Genomic DNA, 18,034 nt, shown 5'->3' on the forward strand with positions numbered 1-18,034 from the left:
TCGCCCGCCGCGGCCTCAAAGCTACTTCAACAACTCCTCGATCCGGATCGGAAAGCGGCGCACACGCACGCCCGTCGCGTGCCACACCGCGTTGGCGACCGCGCCTGCGCTGCCGGTGATGCCGATCTCGCCGACACCCTTGATGCCGAGCGCGTTCACATGCGGATCGTGCTCCTCGACCGTGATCACGTCGAGCGGCGGCACGTCGGCATTCACCGGGATATGGTACTCGCCGAGATTGGCGTTCATGATCCTTCCGGTGCGGCGGTCGGTGATGGCTTCCTCGTGCAAGGCGAAGGATAGGCCCCAGATCATGCCACCGAACAGCTGGCTCTGCACCATGCGCGGGTTGACGATGCGTCCCGCCGCGAAGGCGCCGACCATGCGGGTGACGCGGACCTGGCCGAGCTCGGGATCGACCTTCACCTCCGCGAACACCGCACCATGGGCGTGCATCGCATACTCCTCCATCGCCGCCGGATTCGGCGCGCCGGTGCCGCGCGCCTCGACCTCGGCGACGCCGGCGCGCGCGAGAATCTCGGCGTAGCTTTCGCCGCGGCTCTCGTCGTCGCGACGGATCAACCTGCCATCGCGCGCGATCACGCCGGCATTGCCGGCGCCGAACAGCGGCGATCGCTCGTCGCTGGTGGCGAAGTCGGCGAGTTTTGCAATCACGGCCGCGCCCGCGCTGTGGATCGCAGCCCCCGCGGTTGCCGTGTGTGCCGAGCCGCCGGCAATGCCGGCATCGGGCAGGTCGGATGACCCCGCCTTGAAATCGACGTGGTCGATGTCGAGCCCCAGTTCGTCGGCCGCGATCTGGGCCAGCGCCGTCCAGGCGCCCTGCCCCATGTCATGCGCGCCGATCTCCATGGCACCGGAGCCGTCGCGGCGAAGTACGGCACGCGCTTCGGCCTGGAACATCAATGCCGGGAACGTCGCAGTGCCCATGCCCCAGCCGACCAAGAGGCCGGCATCGTCGCGCATCTGCCGCGGCTGGAGCGGTCGCTTCGCCCAGCCGAAGCGCGCCGCGCCCTGCTCGTAGCAGGCGCGCAATGCCTTGGACGAGAACGGCTTGCCGGTGATCGGCTCGACCTCGGCATAGTTCTTCAGACGAAAGGCGAGCGGATCGATGCCGCAGGCCCAGGCCATCTCGTCGATCGCGCTCTCCAGCGCGATCGAGCCGGTCGCCTCGCCGGGCGCGCGCATGAACAACGGCGTGCCGGTGTTAACGCGCACGGCATCGTGCGAGGTGCGGATCGCAGGCGCCGCATAGAGCGTGTGCGAGGCATCGGCTGCGGGTTCGTAGAAATCATCGAACGTGCTCGACACGGTCCTCGCATGGTGATCGAGCGCGGTCAGGCGCCCCTCGCTGTCGGTGCCGATGCGCAGCCGCTGCCGCGTCGGCGCGCGATGGCCGACCGGGCCATACATCTGCTCGCGACGCAGCACCAGCTTGACCGGCTTGCCGACGAGCTTTGCCGCCATGATGCCGAGGACCGGAGGACCGGCCATGAGCCCCTTCGAGCCGAAGCCGCCGCCGAGGAACGGGCTGCGGATGTGGATCTTGTCGTGCGCGATGCCGAACAATTCGGCAACGCGCGCGAGCGACAGCATGAGGCCCTGGGTCGGCATGTCGATCTGCAGACTATCGCCGTCCCAGGCCGCCACGATCGCATGCGGCTCCATTGCGTTGTGATATTGGGGCGGCGTTTCGTAAACCGCGTCGATCCGCTTGTCGGCAGCCGCAAGTCCCGCCTCGACATCGCCGCGGTGATTTTCCGTCGGGTTGCCGACGCCGACGACCGGCGGCACGAAGCTCTCACCCGCATCGAGGCCGACAAGTGCGGGCAAGGTCTCGTAACGCGGCGCCAGCAGCGCCGCGCCTTCCGTCGCCGCTTCCAGCGTCTCGGCGATCACGACGGCGATCGGCTGGTTGGCGTAGCGGACCTCATTGCTCTGCAGCACTTCCATCCGGAATACGAATGGATTGGTCTTGATCTCGGGGTCGATCGCGAGCTCAGGCTTGTGGTTTGACGTCATGACGTCGATGACGCCCGGATGGCGCTTGGCAGCAGTGACGTCCAGCGAGGTCACGCGGCCGCGCGAAATGCTGGCGACGGCCATCACCGCAAACAGCATGCCGGGCGGATGGTTGTCAGCGGCGTAGGTCGCCTGGCCCTTGGCCTTGAGGACCCCGTCGCGGCGGGTCAGCGGCTGGCCGATGTTCGAGCCGTGGCGCAGATGAGCGGGTGCGCTGGTGAGATTAAGCTCAGGCATGAATGGCTCCGGACGTCGAGGCAAAGGGAGAGGCCGGCAGCGCGGGAATGCGCGCGGGCGTACCGGCGGCGGCGAGGCTCAGAGCGCGCACGACGATGCGGCGCGCGAGCTCGATCTTGAAGGCGTTGTCGCCGGACGGTTTTGCGTCAGCGAGCGCGCGCGAGGCGGCTTCCTGGAAAGCGTCCACCGTGGGCGCGACGTCCTTGAGCACGTCCTCCGCAGCGCGGGCGCGCCAGGGTTTTGCGGCGACACCGCCGAGCGCAAGCCGCGCCTCCATGATCTTGCCATTCTCGATCCGCAGCGCAGCCGCAGCCGAGACGACGGCGAACGCGTAGGACGTTCTATCGCGGACCTTGAGATAGCGCGCATGCGCGGCAAAGCCCCGCGCTGCAGGCGGCAGGCGCACTGCGACGATGAGATCACCCGGTTCGAGCGCCGATTCACGCTCCGGCGTGTCGCCGGGCAGGCGATGCAGTTCGTCGAGCGCGATCTCGCGCCGCCCGTTCGGGCCCTCGATCTCGACGATGGCGTCAAGCGCGACCAGGGGCACGCAGAAGTCGGACGGATGCGTCGCGATGCAGTTTTCGCTCCAGCCGAGCACGGCGTGTGTGCGGTTCTCGCCATCGCGCGCGTCGCAGCCGCTGCCGGCCTCGCGCTTGTTGCAGCGGCTGGCGGTGTCGTAGAAATATGCACAGCGCGTCCGTTGCAGCAGATTGCCGCCGACGCTCGCGGCATTGCGCAGTTGCGCGGATGCGCCGGAGAGCAGCGCTTCGGCGACGGCCGGGTAGGACTTGGCAAAGTCGGCGTCATGCGCAAGATCGGCGTTGCTCACCAGCGCGCCGATGCGGATGCCACCGTCGGCAAGGCGCTCGATCCGATCGAGCCCGTCGAGATGGGTGACGTCGACCAGACGATCCGGACGGCTGACGCCGCCCTTCATCAGATCGAGCAGGTTGGTGCCGGCGGCGAGATAGACGGCGCCCGGCTGGGCCGCGGCAGCGACGGCCTCGGAGACCGTGGCGGGCCTGACATAATCAAATTGCTTCATGCGGAGCGCCTCTGAGTGGATTCGTCCATGCCGGCCTGCGCGTCGAGCACGGCATCGACGATGCCGGCATAGGCGCCGCAGCGGCACAGATTGCCGCTCATACATTCGCGAATGCGCTCGGGATCGTTGCCGGCCTGCGCCTCGCTCAGCATGCCGATCGCGCTCATGATCTGGCCGGGCGTGCAGAAGCCGCACTGAAAGCCGTCATGGGCGATGAAGGCGGCCTGCACGGGATGAAGCTGGTCGCCGCGCGCCACGCCCTCGATGGTGAGAATGTCGGCGCCGTCATGACTGATGGCCAGCGCGAGGCAGGAGTTGATGCGCTTGCCGTCGACGAGAATTGTGCAGGCGCCGCATTGGCCGCGATCGCATCCCTTCTTGGTTCCGGTCAGATGGAGGCGCTCACGCAAGAGATCGAGCAGCGTGACACGCGGATCGTCGAGGACGAAGTCGCGCCGCGCACCGTTCACGGTGAGGCTGATGGAGTGGTTCATACAAGGCTCCGATCAGATATGGACATGAGTCGTCGCGCAGCGCGCCACCGCCGTGGCCGCCGTCAACATGCGCCGCCCGAACATCATCCGGGCCAACGTCTTCAGCAAAGATACGGAGGCAGCCTCCGCTTAACAAGAGCCGGCGGGAAATATTTGGAATTCGTCAAAAGCCCGTGCGCATCAACGCGATGCAGCCCCGTAAGGGTTCAATCTAACCAATTCGTGATCTACATTGCGTGGATGGACGAGCACACCGACCAGACCCGGAAGCCCCGCGCTGATGCCGTGCGCAATCGCGAGCGCGTGCTCGAGGCCGCCAAGGCCGTGTTCAACGCGGGTGGTCCGGAGGCGAGCCTCGAGGCCGTGGCAAAACGCGCCGGCGTCGGCATCGGCACGCTCTATCGGCATTTCCCGACCCGCGAGGATCTGTTCGAGGCGGTGTACCGGCGCGAGGTCGAGCAGCTCAGCGAGCTCGCCGAGCAGTTGAAGAACGCGAAGGACCCCGTCGATGCGCTGCGGCGCTGGCTGCGCTCAGGGGTCGAATTCGTTGCCACCAAGAAGGGCATGGTGGCAGCCTTGGCACTCGCGGTGCAGAGCGGGTCGGAGTTGCATGCCTTTTCCTTTGAACGCCTGACCAAGGCGATCGGCTCGCTGCTCGATCGCGCAGCCGCGGCCGGCGCCATGCGCGCGGACGTCAGCCCCGAGGACTTGCTGCGCGCGTTCTTCGGCATGTGCTACATGCACGACCAGCCCGGCTGGCAATCCTCGGTGCTGCGGATGCTCGACGTGTTCGTTGACGGGCTGCGGGTGCAGCCTGTCGTGAAAGCCAGGGTCCACGCGGCCGCGAAGGCGGCTGCAAAGCGGAAGCGATAGCCCGCAAGATGTGCTAGGATCGGCGCCGCCGGGATTTCAACGCGGAGCCTGTCATGCGCATCGCCGCCTTGCTGATCTTTCTCAGTGTCGCCTTCGGTCCCGTCTCAGCACGCGCCAACGATGTTGCGACGGCACAGGGCGTCATCCGCGCCCAGGAGCAGGCGTTCGGCCGCGACGATGCGAGCGCGGCCTATTCCTACGCCGCGCCGGCGATCCGGGAGATATTTCCCGCGCCCGACATCTTCATGTCCATGGTGCAGAACGGCTACCCGCCGGTCTACCGGCACAAGAGCTTTGAATTTGGCGACAGCAAAAGCGACGGCAGCCGGATTGCCCAGCACGTCCATATCATCGATGCCAATGGCGAGGCCTGGGAAGCGCTCTACACGCTCGAGCAGCAACCGGACGGCAGCTACAAGATCACGGGTTGTTCGCTGCTGAAGGCGGGACAGGCAGTCTAGGTCGCAAAACCCGGACCGGTCCTGACGGCATTCATCCGCGAGCGGATCAGCAGCGTCAAGACGATGCCGATATTGAGGGCGTTCCAGGCCACGCCGTTGGCGAACGCCGCCGCGTAGGAACCTGTCGCGTCGAAGATGACGCCCGAGACCCAGCCGCCGAACGACATGCCGAACACGGACGCGAAGATCACGATGCCGACGCGGGTTGCGGCCTCGCTCGCCGGCATCGCCTCGCGCACGATGATGGCATAGCTCGGCACGATGCCGCCCTGGAACAGGCCGAACATCGCGGAGATCAGATAAAGCGAGGTCAGGCTGTCGAAGAACAGATAGAATACGAGTGCAAATCCCTGGGCGACCGCACCGATCAGCAGCGTGGGGATGCCGCCGATCTTGTCGGCGAGATAGCCCGAGCCGATCCGGCTGACGATGCCGCAGGCCATCATCAGCGACAACATCTCGGCGCCGCGAGCCACGCCATATCCGAGATCGCCGCAATAGGCGACGATATGCACCTGCGGCATTGCCATGGCGACGCAGCAGGAGATGCTCGCGATCGAGAGCAGCACCGTCAGCGTGTTGGTCGAGAGCTTGAGGTCGACCCGCGGCGGCGCTGCATTGGCATGATCGTGAACCTTGTCGTCGCCCATCTGCGCGCGCAGGACCAGCACCAGGATGGTCATCAGGCTCACGCAGACGAGGCCGATGCCGATGTGCGTGTAACGCCAGCCGATCGTCTGCATGCCCGTGCTCACAAGCGGGGGCCACATCGTGCCGGCGACATAATTGCCGCTCGCGACGATGGTCACGGCCAGGCCGCGATAACGCTCGAACCAGTGCGAGGCCTCCGCCATCAGCGGCGCGAAGGTCGCCGACGTGCCGAGCCCGATCAGGAAATACGCCGCCACGAACTGCCAGAGCTGGGTCGACAGACCCGCCAGCACATTGGCGACGCCGAGAAAGGCGATGCTGATTGCCATCGCCGCCACGATTCCGAACCGATCGGTGATCCGGCCGGCGATGACGCCGCCCAGCCCGAAGCCGAACATCATCAGGGTGAAAGCCAGCGACACCGCGCCGCGCGTGGCGGAGAATTCGGCCTGCACCGCGGGAATCATGACCACGATCGCCCACATGCCGACGCCGCCGATCGAACCGATCACAAGTGCAATAACAAGGCGCATCCAGGCCTGACGCGAATCAGGGGTGAATGCTTCGGGTGTTTGTCCTGATTGATTTGGCGCGTGCACGGGCGGGACCATGGCCCGCGGATCGCCACAGGGTCAAGCATTGTGGCGCGATATTGGGCATGCACGGTGCACTGCGGTAAGAAGGAGCTTGGCGAACGCGCGTTTTGTCACTATTTTGCAAATCAGCGCGTGCAACATGGCCGCGCGAAGAGCAAGTCGGCGAATGTTGCTGCGATTGACACGATCGATGCGGATCAGGGTGGGGCGCTTCATTGCCCTTGCCTATCTGTTCTGCGTGCTCGCGCCGGCAGCAAGCCTCGCTTGGGGTAGCGGTCCAGCACCGTGCCTCGACGACGCGCTCCTCGCCGACCTCGGGCCGGTGCATCACCAGATCCAGGCCGGCCACACGCATGACGGCGCCTCGCATGACCACGCAGGGGCACATGCGCATCACCAGGCCACCGCGCAGGACGCGCCCGTGCCCGATCATCACGACGGCAAGGGTACGCCGGGACCGTGCTGTGCGATGATGTGCGTGAGCGCGCTGCCGGCCGACCTGCCCAGCGTCGCAAAGCCGCTTCAGCCGGTTTCCGCCTGCTCGCCCGAGATCGTGGCCAGCCTGCACAGCGCGGCACCGCCCCTGCACTACCGCCCTCCCATCGCCTGATCTGACGCGCGACGACGTCAGGCCGAGCGCGCATCTGCGTGCGTGAGCCTGCGGTCTCCAGACAGATCAGGGATGAATCATGCTTACGCTTTCCGAGGCGAAGTCCGCCGCTGCATCCGCAGCGCGGGGGCGACACTTTCGATTCAATTGGCCGCTGCTGGCCGCGACCGCATTGGCGTTGTCCGGCTGCATGCCGGCAACGACACAAATCGCCGGCGCTGATCCTGCCGATCCGGCGGCCAAGGTCGCGCGCGCCGGCTATCGTTCGACGATTGCGCCCTACACCAGCCTGCGGCCTGCGACGCCGGCACCATGGCGCGAGCGCAACGAGAGCGTCGCACCGCAACCCAAGCAAGACCGGTAGGAGCGCGCCATGACACACCGTCTCGCGCCAAGCCTGCTCGTTCTTGCCTCGCTCGGCTTGTCGGGCTGTGCCGCATTCTCGCCCGACAGCGGCATGAATGCCGTCTCCGAGCTGACGAGCCAGACCATCAACAAGGATGTCGCTTTCGTGCGAACGGCCGAGGGAGCCGGCGCGGCCGACGCGCGCGTTCGCCAACTGCTCTCGCAAACACTCAGCGTCGAGACCGCCGTGCAGATCGCACTGCTCAACAACAAGGGGCTCCAGGCCGCCTATAACGAGCTGGCGCTGGCCGAGACTGATCTCGTCGAGCAGAGCCTGCCGCCCAATCCCGTGTTCTCGGTCTCGCGGATCTCGGGCAACGGCGCCAGCGAAATCGAGCGTCAAATTGTCGGCGACATCCTCGCGCTCGCCACCCTGCCGTTCCGCTCGGAGATCGCCCGCGACCGTTTTCGCCAGGCGCAATTGCGCGCGGGTCTGGCGACGTTGCGGCTTGCCGCCGATGTCCGCCGCGCATATTGGCGCGTCGTTGGCGGCAACGAGATGGTGGTGTTGCTGACGGATGCGAAGGCGACGGCAGAATCGACCGCGCGGCTCGCAGTCAAGCTCGGCGAAACCGGCTCGATCAACAAGCTCGATCAGGCCCGTGAACAGGTGTTTTACGCCGAAACCACCGCCGACCTCGCCACCGCGCGACAGACGGCGACGAGCGCGCGCGAAAAGCTGGCGCGCCTGATGGGACTGTGGGACGGCGGCCTCGACTTCCGTCTGCCCAGTCAATTGCCGCCGCTGCCGCGCCGGCCGCAGGCTTTGCCGTCGATTGAAGCCGACGCAGTCGCCCATCGCATCGACCTTCAGATCGCGCGGCTCGAGCTGACGGCGCTGGCGAAGTCGCTGAACCTCACGGAGGCGACGCGCTTCGTGACCCTGCTCGATCTCGCCGGCATCTCCCGCCGCACCCGGGACCCGGAAGGCGCGCCGTTCCGCGAGCGCGGCTTCGACGTCCAGTTCCAGATCCCGATCTTCGACGGCGGCGAGGTGCGGGTGCGGCAGGCGGCGGAGACCTACAATTTCGCCTTCAATCGGCTGACCGAGCGCGCCGTCAATGTACGCTCCGAGGCGCGCGATGCTTACCGGATCTATCGCTCCGGCTACGACATCGCCAGCCACTATCAGCGCGAGATCATCCCCTTGCGAAAAATCATCACAGAGGAGATGCAGCTCCGCTTCTCCAGCATGCAGGTCGATATTTTCGCGCTGCTCACCGAGGCGCGGCAGCGGCTCGCCTCGCTGCGCGGTGCAATCGATGCCAGGCAAAGATTTTTCCTTGCCCAGTCCGACTTGCAGACCGCCGTCAATGGCGGCGGCGCGCCTGCTGACGGCGACAGTTCAACCACTCTCGCCGCGGCAGCGCCTGCCGATGGCGGTCACTGACATGGAGGACAACATGTTTTCCCGCCGAGGATTTCTGGGCAGCGCCGCGCTCGCCGGCGCATCCGTCGTCAGCGGCCGCGCGCAGGCTGCTTCCATTCCGGAAGCCCCGCACATGGACAAGGTGGTGATGCAGCCGCCGCTGCACCCCGTCAGTGGGCCGGACTATCGCCCCGTCGTCACGCTGAACGGCTGGTCGCTGCCGTTCCGCATGAACGGCGACTGGAAGGAATTCCATCTCGTCGCCGAGCCCGTGGTGCGCGAATTCGCCGAGGGCATGAAGGTGAATTTGTGGGGCTATAACGGCCAGTCGCCGGGTCCGACGATCGAGGCCGTCGAGGGCGACAAGGTCCGCATCTTCGTCACCAACAGACTGCCCGAATACACCACCGTGCACTGGCACGGCATGATCATTCCGAGCGGCATGGACGGCGTCGGCGGACTGACGCAGCCGCACATCCAGCCGGGAAAAACCTTCGTCTACGAGTTCGAAATGAAGAAGAGCGGGACCTTCATGTACCACCCGCATTCCGACGAGATGGTGCAGATGGCAATGGGCATGATGGGCATGGTCGTCGTGCATCCACGCGATCCGAACTTCCGTCCGGTCGACCGCGACTTCGTCTTCGTCATGAGTACCTATCGCGTCGATCCCGGCACGTATCTGCCGCAGGTCAACGAGATGACCGACTTCAACATGTGGACCTGGAATGCGCGGGTGTTTCCCGGCATCGATCCGCTGCCGGTCAGGCTCGGCGACAAGGTGCGCGTGCGCATCGGCAATCTCAGCATGACCAATCATCCGATCCATTTGCACGGCCACAGCTTTGCCGTGACCTGCACCGACGGCGGCTGGATTCCGGAGAGCGCGCAATATCCGGAAACGACCACGGACGTGCCGGTCGGCGCCGTCAGGGTGTTCGACGTGCTCGCCGATAATCCCGGCGACTGGGCGTTCCACTGCCACAAGTCGCATCACACCATGAATGCGATGGGACACGACATGCGCAACATGATCGGGGTGTCGCGCAAGGATCTCGCCAGAGCCGTCGGCAAGCTCGCGCCCGACGGCATGGCGATGGGCTCGACCGGCATGGCGATGGGCAACATGGAGATGCCCGCGCCCGATAACACGCTGCCGATGATGACCGGCACCGGTCAGTTCGGCCCGATCGAGATGGGCGGCATGTTCACGGTGATGAAGATCCGCGAAGGCCTCGCGCGCGACGACTATCGCGATCCCGGCCCCTACCAATTCCCGCAAGGCACAGTCGCCTACGAGATCACGCCGCCGGCCCCGGAGCCCGTGCGGCAACAACCAGGCGGACCGCCGATGAAGAACATGAAGATGTGAGCGTTTCGATGAACCACCACCAACTGGAGATATCAATGAAGACGACGATCAAGCTCGGTCTTGCGCTGGCCGCGCTTTCCACCGCGCCGGCCCTTGCCCACGACCAGCACGGGCACGGCACCTTTTCGGCCGGCGAGCCCGGCGATCCGAAAAAATCCGCGCGCACGATCGAGATCCTGCTGAACGAGATGGACTACACACCCGCCAGGATCGAGGTCAAACGCGGCGAGCAGATCCGCTTCGTGCTGCGCAACGTCGGCAAGGAGGACCATGAATTCCTGCTCGCCACCACAAAGGAGAATCTCGCGCATGCGGTGGAGATGAAAAAGCATCCGCACATGGAGCACGACGATCCCAACGGTGTCAGGCTCGCACCGAGCAAGACCGCCGAGATCCTCTGGAAGTTCAGCAAGGCCGGCACGTTCGAATTTTCCTGCCTGATTCCCGACCACCGCGATTACGGCATGGTCGGCCACGTCACCGTAAAGTAACGCAAGGAGGCTCCCATGAACCGCATCATCCGTATCGCCGCAGCGCTGTCTCTGGCCATCGGCCTTGCCACAGGTGCCCTGGCGGCCCAGGGCGCCGCGATCAGCGGCGAGGTCAAGAAGATCGACGAGGGCGCCGGCAAGATCACCCTCAAGCACGGGCCCGCGAAGAATCTCGGCATGGATGAACCCATGACCATGGTCTACCGCGTCAAGGACCCGGCCGTGCTCAAGCAGGTGAAGGTCGGCGACAAGGTGACTTTCGAAGCCGAGGAGGCGGCCTCGGGCTATACGGTGACCCGGATGGAGAAGGCGAAGTAGGGCTACTACCTCCGTCCGCCAATTTTTCGGCCCGACGCTTCCACAACGTCATGGCCGAGCTCGTCCCGGCCATCCACACCTTCGGCGCGGCATGAAGAACGTGGATGCCCGGGACAAGCCCGGGCATGACGGCTGCTCGCCTGCCAGATGGCCGAAATACCCCGGTCTAACCCTCCTGCCCCGCCCCCGTTAACCCTTTGCTAACCATACACCCGGCAAGAATTGCCCAGTGGAGTCGAGTGTCGTCAGCCGCGTAGAACGGGAGCTCCCGTGGACGCCAGTGCGGTGCCTCACTTTCGAAACGGCGGCCCTTCGGCCGCCGCGCAGACGTTTGGGGCGCGCGGACGGCAGTCGCGCGGAGGGGCAGCTACCATGGTCGACGTCACCGCGGGACAGGGCGTAGGCGGCACAAATGCCGGTTTCCCCACCCTTGCCGAGATCGGCAATATCCTCAAACGCGGCGATATCGCGCTGGCGCTCGGCGTGCTCACCATCCTGGTGGTGCTGATCCTTCCGCTGCCCGCGATCGTGCTGGACCTGTTTCTGGCGATTTCGATCACGCTCTCGATCCTGATCCTGATGACGTCGCTGTTCATCCAGGCGCCGCTGGAATTCTCCGCTTTCCCGACCGTCCTGCTGATTTCGACCATGCTGCGGCTGTCGCTTAACATGGCCTCGACCCGCCTGATCCTGTCGCACGGGCACGAGGGCACGGACGCCGCCGGTCACGTCATCGAAGCCTTCGGCAGCTTCGTGATGGGCGGCAATTTCGTCATCGGCATCATCGTCTTCGCCATCCTGATCATCGTCAACTTCGTCGTCATCACCAAGGGTTCGGGCCGTATCGCCGAAGTCGCCGCGCGCTTCCACCTCGACGCCATGCCCGGCAAGCAGATGGCGATCGACGCCGACCTTTCCGCCGGACTGATCGACGAGGCGGTCGCCAAGCAGCGGCGCAAGGATCTGGAGGACGAGAGCGGCTTCTTCGGTGCCATGGACGGTGCCTCCAAATTCGTCCGCGGCGACGCCATCGCCGGCCTCCTGATCGTCTTCATCAACGTCGTCGGCGGCATGATCATCGGCGTGGCGCAGCAGGGCATGTCCTTTGCCGATGCCGGCCGCAGCTACACGCTGCTGACCGTCGGTGACGGCCTCGTCACCCAGGTGCCGGCGCTGATCGTTTCGACCGCCGCCGGCCTGCTCGTCTCCAAGGCCGGCGTGTCCGGCGCCGCCGACAAGGCGCTCATGAAGCAGTTCTCCGGATATCCGCAGGCGCTCGCGATGTCCGCGGCGGTCATGCTGGTGCTGGCGGCCCTGCCGGGCATCCCGACCCTTCCCTTCCTGGCGCTCGGCTCCGGCGCCGGCGCGCTCGCCTGGAACGCCCGCAACCGCAACCGGGCGACTGCCAGGGCTGAGGAAGTTGCGAAGACCGCACCTGCGCCGGGAATGCCGGGCGCACCGGGCTCCGCTGCGGCGGAGGAGCCGATCTCCGCGGCGCTGAAGATCGACGACCTCAAGATCGAGCTCGGCTATGCCCTGCTGCCGCTGGTCAACGGCCCCGACGGCACCGACCGCCTCACCGAGCAGATCAAGGCGCTGCGCCGCTCGCTCGCGATCGAGATGGGTTTTGTGATGCCCGCCGTGCGCATCCTCGACAACGTCCAGCTCGAGGCCAACACCTACATCATCAAGATCAAGGAGGTCGACGCCGGCACCGGCAAGATCTGGCCGAACCAGTTCATGGTGATGGATCCCGGCGGCAGCCAGGTGCAGGTGCCCGGCATCCACACCACCGAGCCGACCTTCGGCCTGCCCGCGACCTGGGTCGATGCCAGCCTCAAGGAGGAGGCCTCGCTCAAGGGCTATACCGTCGTCGACGCCGCGACCGTGCTCTCGACCCACCTCACCGAGCTGCTCAAGGCCAACATGTCGGACCTGCTCTCCTATGGCGAGGTGCAGAAGCTGCTCAAGGAGCTGCCGAAGGAGCAGGGCGAGCTGGTCAAGGACATCGTGCCGGGACAGGTCACAGTCTCCGGCATTCAGCGCGTGCTGCAGCTGCTGCTCGCCGAGCGCATCTCGATCCGCGACCTCTCGACCATCCTCGAAGGCATCGCCGACTCGCTCGCCTTCTCGCGCAATCCGGCCACGATGGTCGAGCACGTCCGCGCCCGCCTGGCGCGGCAGATCTGTGCGCAGAACACCTCCTACAGCGGCTACCTGCCGCTGATCGCGCTGTCGGCCCGTTGGGAACAAGCCTTCGCCGAATCCATTATCGGCCAGGGCGAGGAGCGCAGCCTTGCGATGCAGCCCTCGAAGCTGTCGGAGTTCATGACCGGGGTGCGCGAGGCTTTCGAGCGCGCCGCGCGCGAGGGCGAGGCCCCGGTGCTCGTCACCTCTGCGGCAATTCGTCCCTTCGTGCGTTCCCTGGTCGAGCGGTTCCGGGCCCAGACGACCGTGCTGTCGCAGGCTGAAATCCACCCCAGGGCGAGACTGAAAACGGTCGGAAGCATCTGATTTGCCTTAAGAAGCCGTATGTTTTTTGGCCACAGGCAAATGGTTTTTAAGCTTTTGGCGCCTTGCCGATCGACGGCCGGCAAGGCGCATGGCAGACACATTACAGCTTTGAAATAATTGCGAAATTGCACGATCAAGGGCCGTTTTTGATCGCGGCTTCTCACGTCGTGTCACGCTCTTGTGATCGCCTCTTGGGAACGAATCCCCCCAATACTAGGTTGTTGGGCACCGGAAGCATGAACCTGCCCAAACACGCAGGCGACTACTTCGGGTAGATGGCGGCAGGAGCCTTCCATGAACCACTCGATTTACAGCGCAGATCGCTCGACCCACCTCAAGATCGTGGTTGTCGCGCTCGTTGCCGGCATCGCGGTGGCGGGTCTCGGGATCACCGCGCGCACGAGTTCAGATTCAGATGAAGGCCTGACCCAGACCGCTCGCGTCATGAAGGCCGGCAAGCCGATCGCCATCACCAGCTCGAACGTTTCGCTCGTTCGCTAAGGAGATTTGAGTTTCAGGAATTCACGCGGCTCTTTATCAGCCCCCCAAAGTCGCCACGTGGATATGTAGACGACCCCAACCCCAAGTCGACTACAGAAAGCGCCCGCCCCCCACGGGCGCTTTCTCATGTCTGGGGTATTGTTTGCTGGTGTATGTAGCGCGGGCAACTGTGTGCTACTGGCGCTGTCATTCCCCGCGTAGGCGGGGAATCCAGTACGCCGCAGCCTCTCCGTATTCCCGCGCTGTCTCTGGAATACTGGATCGTCCGCCTTCGCGGACGATGACACCGAATTGGGACTACCGCGCCCCATACGTCGGCGGCGGCGCCTGCACGGTCGGCGCGGCCGCGGCGAACAGCTCATCCTTGCGCCCCGAGAGCGGCGGATAGATGCGCCTGCGATTGATGGTCTGCTTGGTCGCCTTCGCGGCTGCGCCGACAGTACGGACTTCGCGGTCCCACCCTTCCGTATAGAGCGCGCCCCAGCCGCCGAGATCGAGCACGGTCACATACCAGTCGATCCGGAGCGGCAGCATCGGCAGGCCCGCGAGATCGGCGACCACGTTGTGGCCGGCGAAGCGGCCCATGGGACGCGCGAACTGGCAGGACATCACGGTCGGATGCAAGCCGTCGACCACGCTCGAGGCGACATCCCCGGCCGCGAACACGCCGCCGACATCCGCAACCCGCATCATGGGATCGACGAGAAGCCGCCCAAGGCGATCGCGTGCGTCCGGGAAGCTCGCCGCCAAGGGGCTCGCGCGCATCCCGGCACACCAGATCACTGTCCGCGTCGGAATGAACTCGCCCGAGCTCAGATGCAGGCCGGCGTCCTCGACGGAGACGACACGGACGCCAAGCCGTGTCTCGACGCCGAGCGAGGCTAACGCCGCATCGATGACGGGACGCGCATGCGCGCCGATCGTTGCGCCCACGGCAGGATTGGGATCGACCAGGATGATACGGTGGCTGCCGGTAATGCCGGCACGCGCCAGCCTGTCGGGCATCTCGGCCGCGACCTCGATGCCGGTGAAGCCCGCGCCGACCACCACGATCGTCGAGCGCCCCGGCGCGGGCACGCTGCGTCCGAGCGAGGCGAGATGATCCTCGAGGTGGAGCGCCGCTGCATAAGTGTCGACATCGAAAGCATGCTCGGCAAGGCCGGGAATGTCGGGACGCATCACTTCGCTGCCGAGCGCCAGCACCAGCCGGTCATAAGCCAGCGTCTCGTCGCCGCCACCCGTGACCAGCGAAATCTCGCGCCGTTCCGGATCGATGGCTTCGACCTCGCCGATGCCGTGGCTCACGCCGATCGGATCGAGCAGTTGCGGCAGCGGAAGCGCGACCTCGCTGAGATCGGCCTCGTAATTGCGGACGCGGACGTTGTGATAGGGATTGCGATCGACGACACGAATCTCGATGTCACCGCCGACCGCGCCGATCTCCTCGCGCTTGCGTGCGGCACCGATGGCCGCCCACAGACCCGCAAATCCGGCGCCGAGCACGACGATACGCACCATGTCCGTTGACTGCATTTCCCAAGAGAGCGACGACGAAGCGACGAACGATCAAGCCGTCTGACCGCGCAGACAGATATAGCTCATCCGGCCGGGCGCACCAACGGCGGCGGCACCGCCGCGCCGCACAAATTGTCGGCGCGGCTCAGGCCTCGCGCAGTTCCGACGGCGTCGCGCTAAAGCGCTTGCGGAAGGCGCGGTTGAAATAGGACAGATCGGAGAAGCCCGACGAATGCGCGATGTCGCTGATCTTGCGGGTCCTGGCGCGGGGATCGCTGAGCAGCTTGCGCGCCTGCAGCAGACGCTGCTCCAGCACGAATTCGGTGAAGGTCGTTCCAGCCTGCTCGAACAGGCGCTGTGCCTGGCGCGGGCTCAGGCCCGAGCGCGTGGCAATCTCGGACAGGCAGAGATCGTTGCGGCCAAGCGCGGCCATCACGTCGGCGCGCATGAGGTCGAGACGGGCGGCCGCATGACCTCGTCCCCGCGCGAGACTTGCATGTTCGGCGTCGGTGCCGAGCAGGAGGCCGACGAGATCGACCATGTGCTGCGCGGTCAGGCGCTGGCCGACGGCGTCGAGATGCGGCGCGTGATGGGCCGCTAGGGAGTGGTAGCGGAAAATCGTCTCGGCGACCGCGCCATCCGAGAGCACTTGCGACAGCTTGTCCTCGGCGCGCGGATTGATGTCGAGCAGCGCGCGGCGCGGCATGCGGATGGTGGTGAAGCGATCTTCCTCGGTGTGGCCGACCGTGCCGGTGATGCCCATGTCGACGAGCACCATCTGCGCCGGCGCAAGCTCCACGGCATGGCCGTTCTGCCCAACGCGGACGAGGCCCGCATGCGCCGCGATCAGGACGAGATCGTCGCTGCCGTCGGCAAGGTGGCTCTGGGTGCGCGAATATTGCGCGGAGGCGCCTTCGGGAATGGCGAGCGCGATATTGTCGACCAAGCTGACCTGAAGCCGGCAATCGATGCTATCGCCCCGGCTCGGCCCGATATCCAGGCCGCAGGCCCCAAAAGTCCGCTCGCGCCAATGTTCGAAGGCCGGGCCGTGTGGCAGCCCCGCATATTGGTGAATGAAGATGCCGGACGTTTTCGCTGCATCCATCTGATTTCTCGCCCCTCTCCGGCACCATGATTGGGGGGCGCCGACTGCAAATTCCGGGCATTTGACGCCGCGAAACGCGGAGAGGTTCAAATCGGAGGCGGATTCGGCGGGATTTGTCGGGATACGACGGCGGGACGGACCGTGGCGACAGGAAACGATCAGGCATTGCCACGACGATGTTGAAGCGTGCAATGCCTCCCTCGGTGTCGTCCTGGACAAGCGAGCAGAGCGAGCGCCGATCCAGGACCCATTACCCCGGGATTGAGTGGTTGCTCACCCGTGTTGCCACCACTCATTCTTGCGACAAGCTCTTGGGGTAATGGGTCCTGGCTTTCGCCAGGACGACAGTAGAAACCTACTTCTTCGCGGGTGCCTGCGGCTGTGACGGCGGCACGGTCTCGATCAGCTTGCCGGAAAATACAGGCGCCGAGGTCGGCTGGCCGCTGGGCGAACCGCCGGTCTGCTCGACGGTGACCGCGTATGTCGCGCCGTTGACGACGTCGGCATCGTACGAACCGAGCACCGGTCGCGCGGTGAAATCGCCGGCGCCGATCACACCCAGCGAGCGCGGACGCGGCAGCTTGTCGGAGATTAGCCAGAGCTCGAAGCTCTTGCCGGGCTCCGGTGTCGCGCCGACCTTGCGCACGGTAAAGTTCTTGGTCGCACCGTCGATGGTGAGGATGAAGGCGGGACCGCCGCCCTGGCCCTGCAACAGCGCCACATATTGCGACGCCGCCGCCGGGAGCGGCGCCGGTGTCTTCACCTCGACCGTCTGGATGCGTGGCGCCGGTCGCAAGCCGCCCGGCAGCGCCTCGGGCTGGAAGATCTGAAGCGACAGCGTCACGAGCAGCGCGGCCGCGAGCGCGCCGACGGCGGATGCGATGGTGCGCCAGCGCTTCACGCGGCCCTCGAGCTGGATCACGTTGCTGTTGTCGGCAACCGGCGGCGGTGGCGCGCGCACGACCTCCGGGTCCGGCGCGTGGACCTGCGGCATGAATATCGGCGCGACATCGGGAAGCGCATCGGACGCAAGTCGCGCCGGATCGGGCTGCTCCGCTTCGGGCGGCTGCGGCCCCGGTTGCTGCATAGTCTCCGACGGCACCTGCGGAGACACGGTATCGGGCGAGGAAAACTCCGGCACAGGTGGCGGCGCGACATCCGGCAGCGCTGGCGGCTCCTGCGCAAAGGCCGTCCGCGCGAGCTCGGACTTGATGTTCTCCCATACGATCGGACGCGGCTGGATCGAGCCGACCATCTGGTTGAGGACGCCGAGCCGGAATGCCCACGCCTGCACGACATCGGCGAACGCCTTGTCCACCGCCATCATGGTCTCGACCTGCGCGCGCTCGCCGGCGTCGAGCGTGCCGAGCGCATATTCCGCGGCGAGCGCGATATGGTCCTCCGTATAGGCCATCACTTGCGGTCCAGATCCAT

17 protein-coding genes are annotated in these 18,034 nt (G+C 65.7%); 10 read left to right on the forward strand and 7 right to left on the reverse strand.

The features are described 5' to 3' along the window. Positions 1-21: 21 nt before the first annotated feature. Genes GWG67_RS25800 through GWG67_RS25810 form a run of 3 tightly spaced genes read right to left on the reverse strand, consistent with a single transcriptional unit; the run spans position 22 to position 3,819 of the window. Complete coding sequence (locus GWG67_RS25800) at positions 22-2,277, reverse strand: xanthine dehydrogenase family protein molybdopterin-binding subunit (RefSeq protein WP_275172190.1); 2,256 nt, start codon at positions 2,275-2,277, stop codon at positions 22-24. Beyond that, positions 2,270-3,325: a xanthine dehydrogenase family protein subunit M gene (locus GWG67_RS25805; protein WP_275172192.1), complete on the reverse strand. Its 1,056-nt coding sequence runs from the start codon at positions 3,323-3,325 to the stop codon at positions 2,270-2,272. The genes GWG67_RS25800 and GWG67_RS25805 overlap by 8 nt, the downstream gene beginning before the upstream one ends. Further along, positions 3,322-3,819, reverse strand: coding sequence for a (2Fe-2S)-binding protein (locus tag GWG67_RS25810; protein WP_275172194.1), 498 nt, complete (start codon positions 3,817-3,819; stop codon positions 3,322-3,324). Before GWG67_RS25810 ends, GWG67_RS25805 begins: the two co-directional genes overlap by 4 nt. Positions 3,820-4,059: 240 nt before the next feature. Here GWG67_RS25810 and GWG67_RS25815 point away from each other — a divergent pair, with 240 nt between their 5' ends. Then, complete coding sequence (locus GWG67_RS25815; RefSeq protein ID WP_275172227.1) at positions 4,060-4,692, forward strand: TetR/AcrR family transcriptional regulator; 633 nt, start codon at positions 4,060-4,062, stop codon at positions 4,690-4,692. Between the two features lie 53 nt (positions 4,693-4,745). Further along, positions 4,746-5,153 carry a DUF4864 domain-containing protein gene (locus tag GWG67_RS25820; RefSeq protein ID WP_275172195.1) on the forward strand — a complete coding sequence of 136 codons (408 nt, stop codon included), beginning with the start codon at positions 4,746-4,748 and terminating at the stop codon, positions 5,151-5,153. Here the strand turns inward: GWG67_RS25820 and GWG67_RS25825 are convergent. Then, complete coding sequence (locus GWG67_RS25825; protein ID WP_275172196.1) at positions 5,150-6,415, reverse strand: MFS transporter; 1,266 nt, start codon at positions 6,413-6,415, stop codon at positions 5,150-5,152. The genes GWG67_RS25820 and GWG67_RS25825 overlap by 4 nt on opposite strands. 151 nt (positions 6,416-6,566) lie before the next feature. Between GWG67_RS25825 and GWG67_RS25830 the strand changes: the two genes are divergently transcribed. The 8 genes from GWG67_RS25830 (at position 6,567) to GWG67_RS25865 (ending at position 13,980) form a co-directional block, all read left to right on the forward strand. Continuing rightward, complete coding sequence (locus GWG67_RS25830; RefSeq protein ID WP_275172197.1) at positions 6,567-7,010, forward strand: hypothetical protein; 444 nt, start codon at positions 6,567-6,569, stop codon at positions 7,008-7,010. Between the two features lie 79 nt (positions 7,011-7,089). Next, entirely contained in the window at positions 7,090-7,374 is a 285-nt protein-coding gene (locus GWG67_RS25835; protein ID WP_275172198.1) for a hypothetical protein, read from the forward strand. A gap of 9 nt (positions 7,375-7,383) precedes the next feature. Next, positions 7,384-8,805, forward strand: coding sequence for a TolC family protein (locus tag GWG67_RS25840; RefSeq protein ID WP_275172199.1), 1,422 nt, complete (start codon positions 7,384-7,386; stop codon positions 8,803-8,805). 13 nt (positions 8,806-8,818) lie between these two features. Further along, the gene (locus tag GWG67_RS25845) at positions 8,819-10,156 is read left to right on the forward strand and encodes a copper oxidase (protein WP_275172201.1); all 1,338 of its coding nucleotides are present in this window, start codon (positions 8,819-8,821) and stop codon (positions 10,154-10,156) included. Between the two features lie 35 nt (positions 10,157-10,191). Next, positions 10,192-10,647 (forward strand): cupredoxin family protein, encoded by a 456-nt coding sequence (locus tag GWG67_RS25850; protein ID WP_275172202.1) that lies wholly within the window; start codon positions 10,192-10,194, stop codon positions 10,645-10,647. A 15-nt stretch (positions 10,648-10,662) separates the two neighbouring features. Further along, positions 10,663-10,965: a copper-binding protein gene (locus tag GWG67_RS25855; protein WP_275172204.1), complete on the forward strand. Its 303-nt coding sequence runs from the start codon at positions 10,663-10,665 to the stop codon at positions 10,963-10,965. Between the two features lie 372 nt (positions 10,966-11,337). Further along, positions 11,338-13,479 carry a flagellar biosynthesis protein FlhA gene (gene flhA / locus GWG67_RS25860; protein ID WP_275172205.1) on the forward strand — a complete coding sequence of 714 codons (2,142 nt, stop codon included), beginning with the start codon at positions 11,338-11,340 and terminating at the stop codon, positions 13,477-13,479. A gap of 294 nt (positions 13,480-13,773) precedes the next feature. Next, positions 13,774-13,980 (forward strand): hypothetical protein, encoded by a 207-nt coding sequence (locus GWG67_RS25865; RefSeq protein WP_275172206.1) that lies wholly within the window; start codon positions 13,774-13,776, stop codon positions 13,978-13,980. A 297-nt stretch (positions 13,981-14,277) separates the two neighbouring features. Here the strand turns inward: GWG67_RS25865 and GWG67_RS25870 are convergent, their stop codons facing one another. The 3 genes from GWG67_RS25870 to GWG67_RS25880 form a co-directional block, all read right to left on the reverse strand. Beyond that, complete coding sequence (locus tag GWG67_RS25870) at positions 14,278-15,498, reverse strand: NAD(P)/FAD-dependent oxidoreductase (RefSeq protein ID WP_275172207.1); 1,221 nt, start codon at positions 15,496-15,498, stop codon at positions 14,278-14,280. Positions 15,499-15,640: 142 nt separating this feature from the next. Next, positions 15,641-16,600 carry an AraC family transcriptional regulator gene (locus tag GWG67_RS25875; protein WP_275172209.1) on the reverse strand — a complete coding sequence of 320 codons (960 nt, stop codon included), beginning with the start codon at positions 16,598-16,600 and terminating at the stop codon, positions 15,641-15,643. A gap of 355 nt (positions 16,601-16,955) precedes the next feature. Beyond that, complete coding sequence (locus GWG67_RS25880) at positions 16,956-18,014, reverse strand: anti-sigma factor (RefSeq protein WP_275172210.1); 1,059 nt, start codon at positions 18,012-18,014, stop codon at positions 16,956-16,958. Positions 18,015-18,034 lie beyond the last annotated feature (20 nt).

The organism is Bradyrhizobium sp. CSS354 (assembly GCF_029051725.1).
Classification (GTDB): Bacteria; Pseudomonadota; Alphaproteobacteria; order Rhizobiales; family Xanthobacteraceae; genus Bradyrhizobium.

Bases quoted from the DNA above. Each gene is read 5' to 3' on its own strand.
- GWG67_RS25865 (WP_275172206.1), top strand. From the start codon at position 13,774: ATGAACCACTCGATTTACAGCGCAGATCGCTCGACCCACCTCAAGATC.
- GWG67_RS25835 (WP_275172198.1), top strand. From the start codon at position 7,090: ATGCTTACGCTTTCCGAGGCGAAGTCCGCCGCTGCATCCGCAGCGCGG.
- GWG67_RS25855 (WP_275172204.1), top strand. From the start codon at position 10,663: ATGAACCGCATCATCCGTATCGCCGCAGCGCTGTCTCTGGCCATCGGC.
- GWG67_RS25815 (WP_275172227.1), top strand. From the start codon at position 4,060: ATGGACGAGCACACCGACCAGACCCGGAAGCCCCGCGCTGATGCCGTG.
- GWG67_RS25850 (WP_275172202.1), top strand. From the start codon at position 10,192: ATGAAGACGACGATCAAGCTCGGTCTTGCGCTGGCCGCGCTTTCCACC.
- GWG67_RS25880 (WP_275172210.1), bottom strand. From the start codon at position 18,014: ATGGCCTATACGGAGGACCATATCGCGCTCGCCGCGGAATATGCGCTC.
- GWG67_RS25805 (WP_275172192.1), bottom strand. From the start codon at position 3,325: ATGAAGCAATTTGATTATGTCAGGCCCGCCACGGTCTCCGAGGCCGTC.
- GWG67_RS25800 (WP_275172190.1), bottom strand. From the start codon at position 2,277: ATGCCTGAGCTTAATCTCACCAGCGCACCCGCTCATCTGCGCCACGGC.
- GWG67_RS25845 (WP_275172201.1), top strand. From the start codon at position 8,819: ATGTTTTCCCGCCGAGGATTTCTGGGCAGCGCCGCGCTCGCCGGCGCA.
- GWG67_RS25870 (WP_275172207.1), bottom strand. From the start codon at position 15,498: ATGGTGCGTATCGTCGTGCTCGGCGCCGGATTTGCGGGTCTGTGGGCG.
- GWG67_RS25810 (WP_275172194.1), bottom strand. From the start codon at position 3,819: ATGAACCACTCCATCAGCCTCACCGTGAACGGTGCGCGGCGCGACTTC.
- GWG67_RS25820 (WP_275172195.1), top strand. From the start codon at position 4,746: ATGCGCATCGCCGCCTTGCTGATCTTTCTCAGTGTCGCCTTCGGTCCC.
- GWG67_RS25830 (WP_275172197.1), top strand. From the start codon at position 6,567: ATGTTGCTGCGATTGACACGATCGATGCGGATCAGGGTGGGGCGCTTC.
- GWG67_RS25840 (WP_275172199.1), top strand. From the start codon at position 7,384: ATGACACACCGTCTCGCGCCAAGCCTGCTCGTTCTTGCCTCGCTCGGC.
- GWG67_RS25825 (WP_275172196.1), bottom strand. From the start codon at position 6,415: ATGGTCCCGCCCGTGCACGCGCCAAATCAATCAGGACAAACACCCGAA.
- flhA (WP_275172205.1), top strand. From the start codon at position 11,338: ATGGTCGACGTCACCGCGGGACAGGGCGTAGGCGGCACAAATGCCGGT.
- GWG67_RS25875 (WP_275172209.1), bottom strand. From the start codon at position 16,600: ATGGATGCAGCGAAAACGTCCGGCATCTTCATTCACCAATATGCGGGG.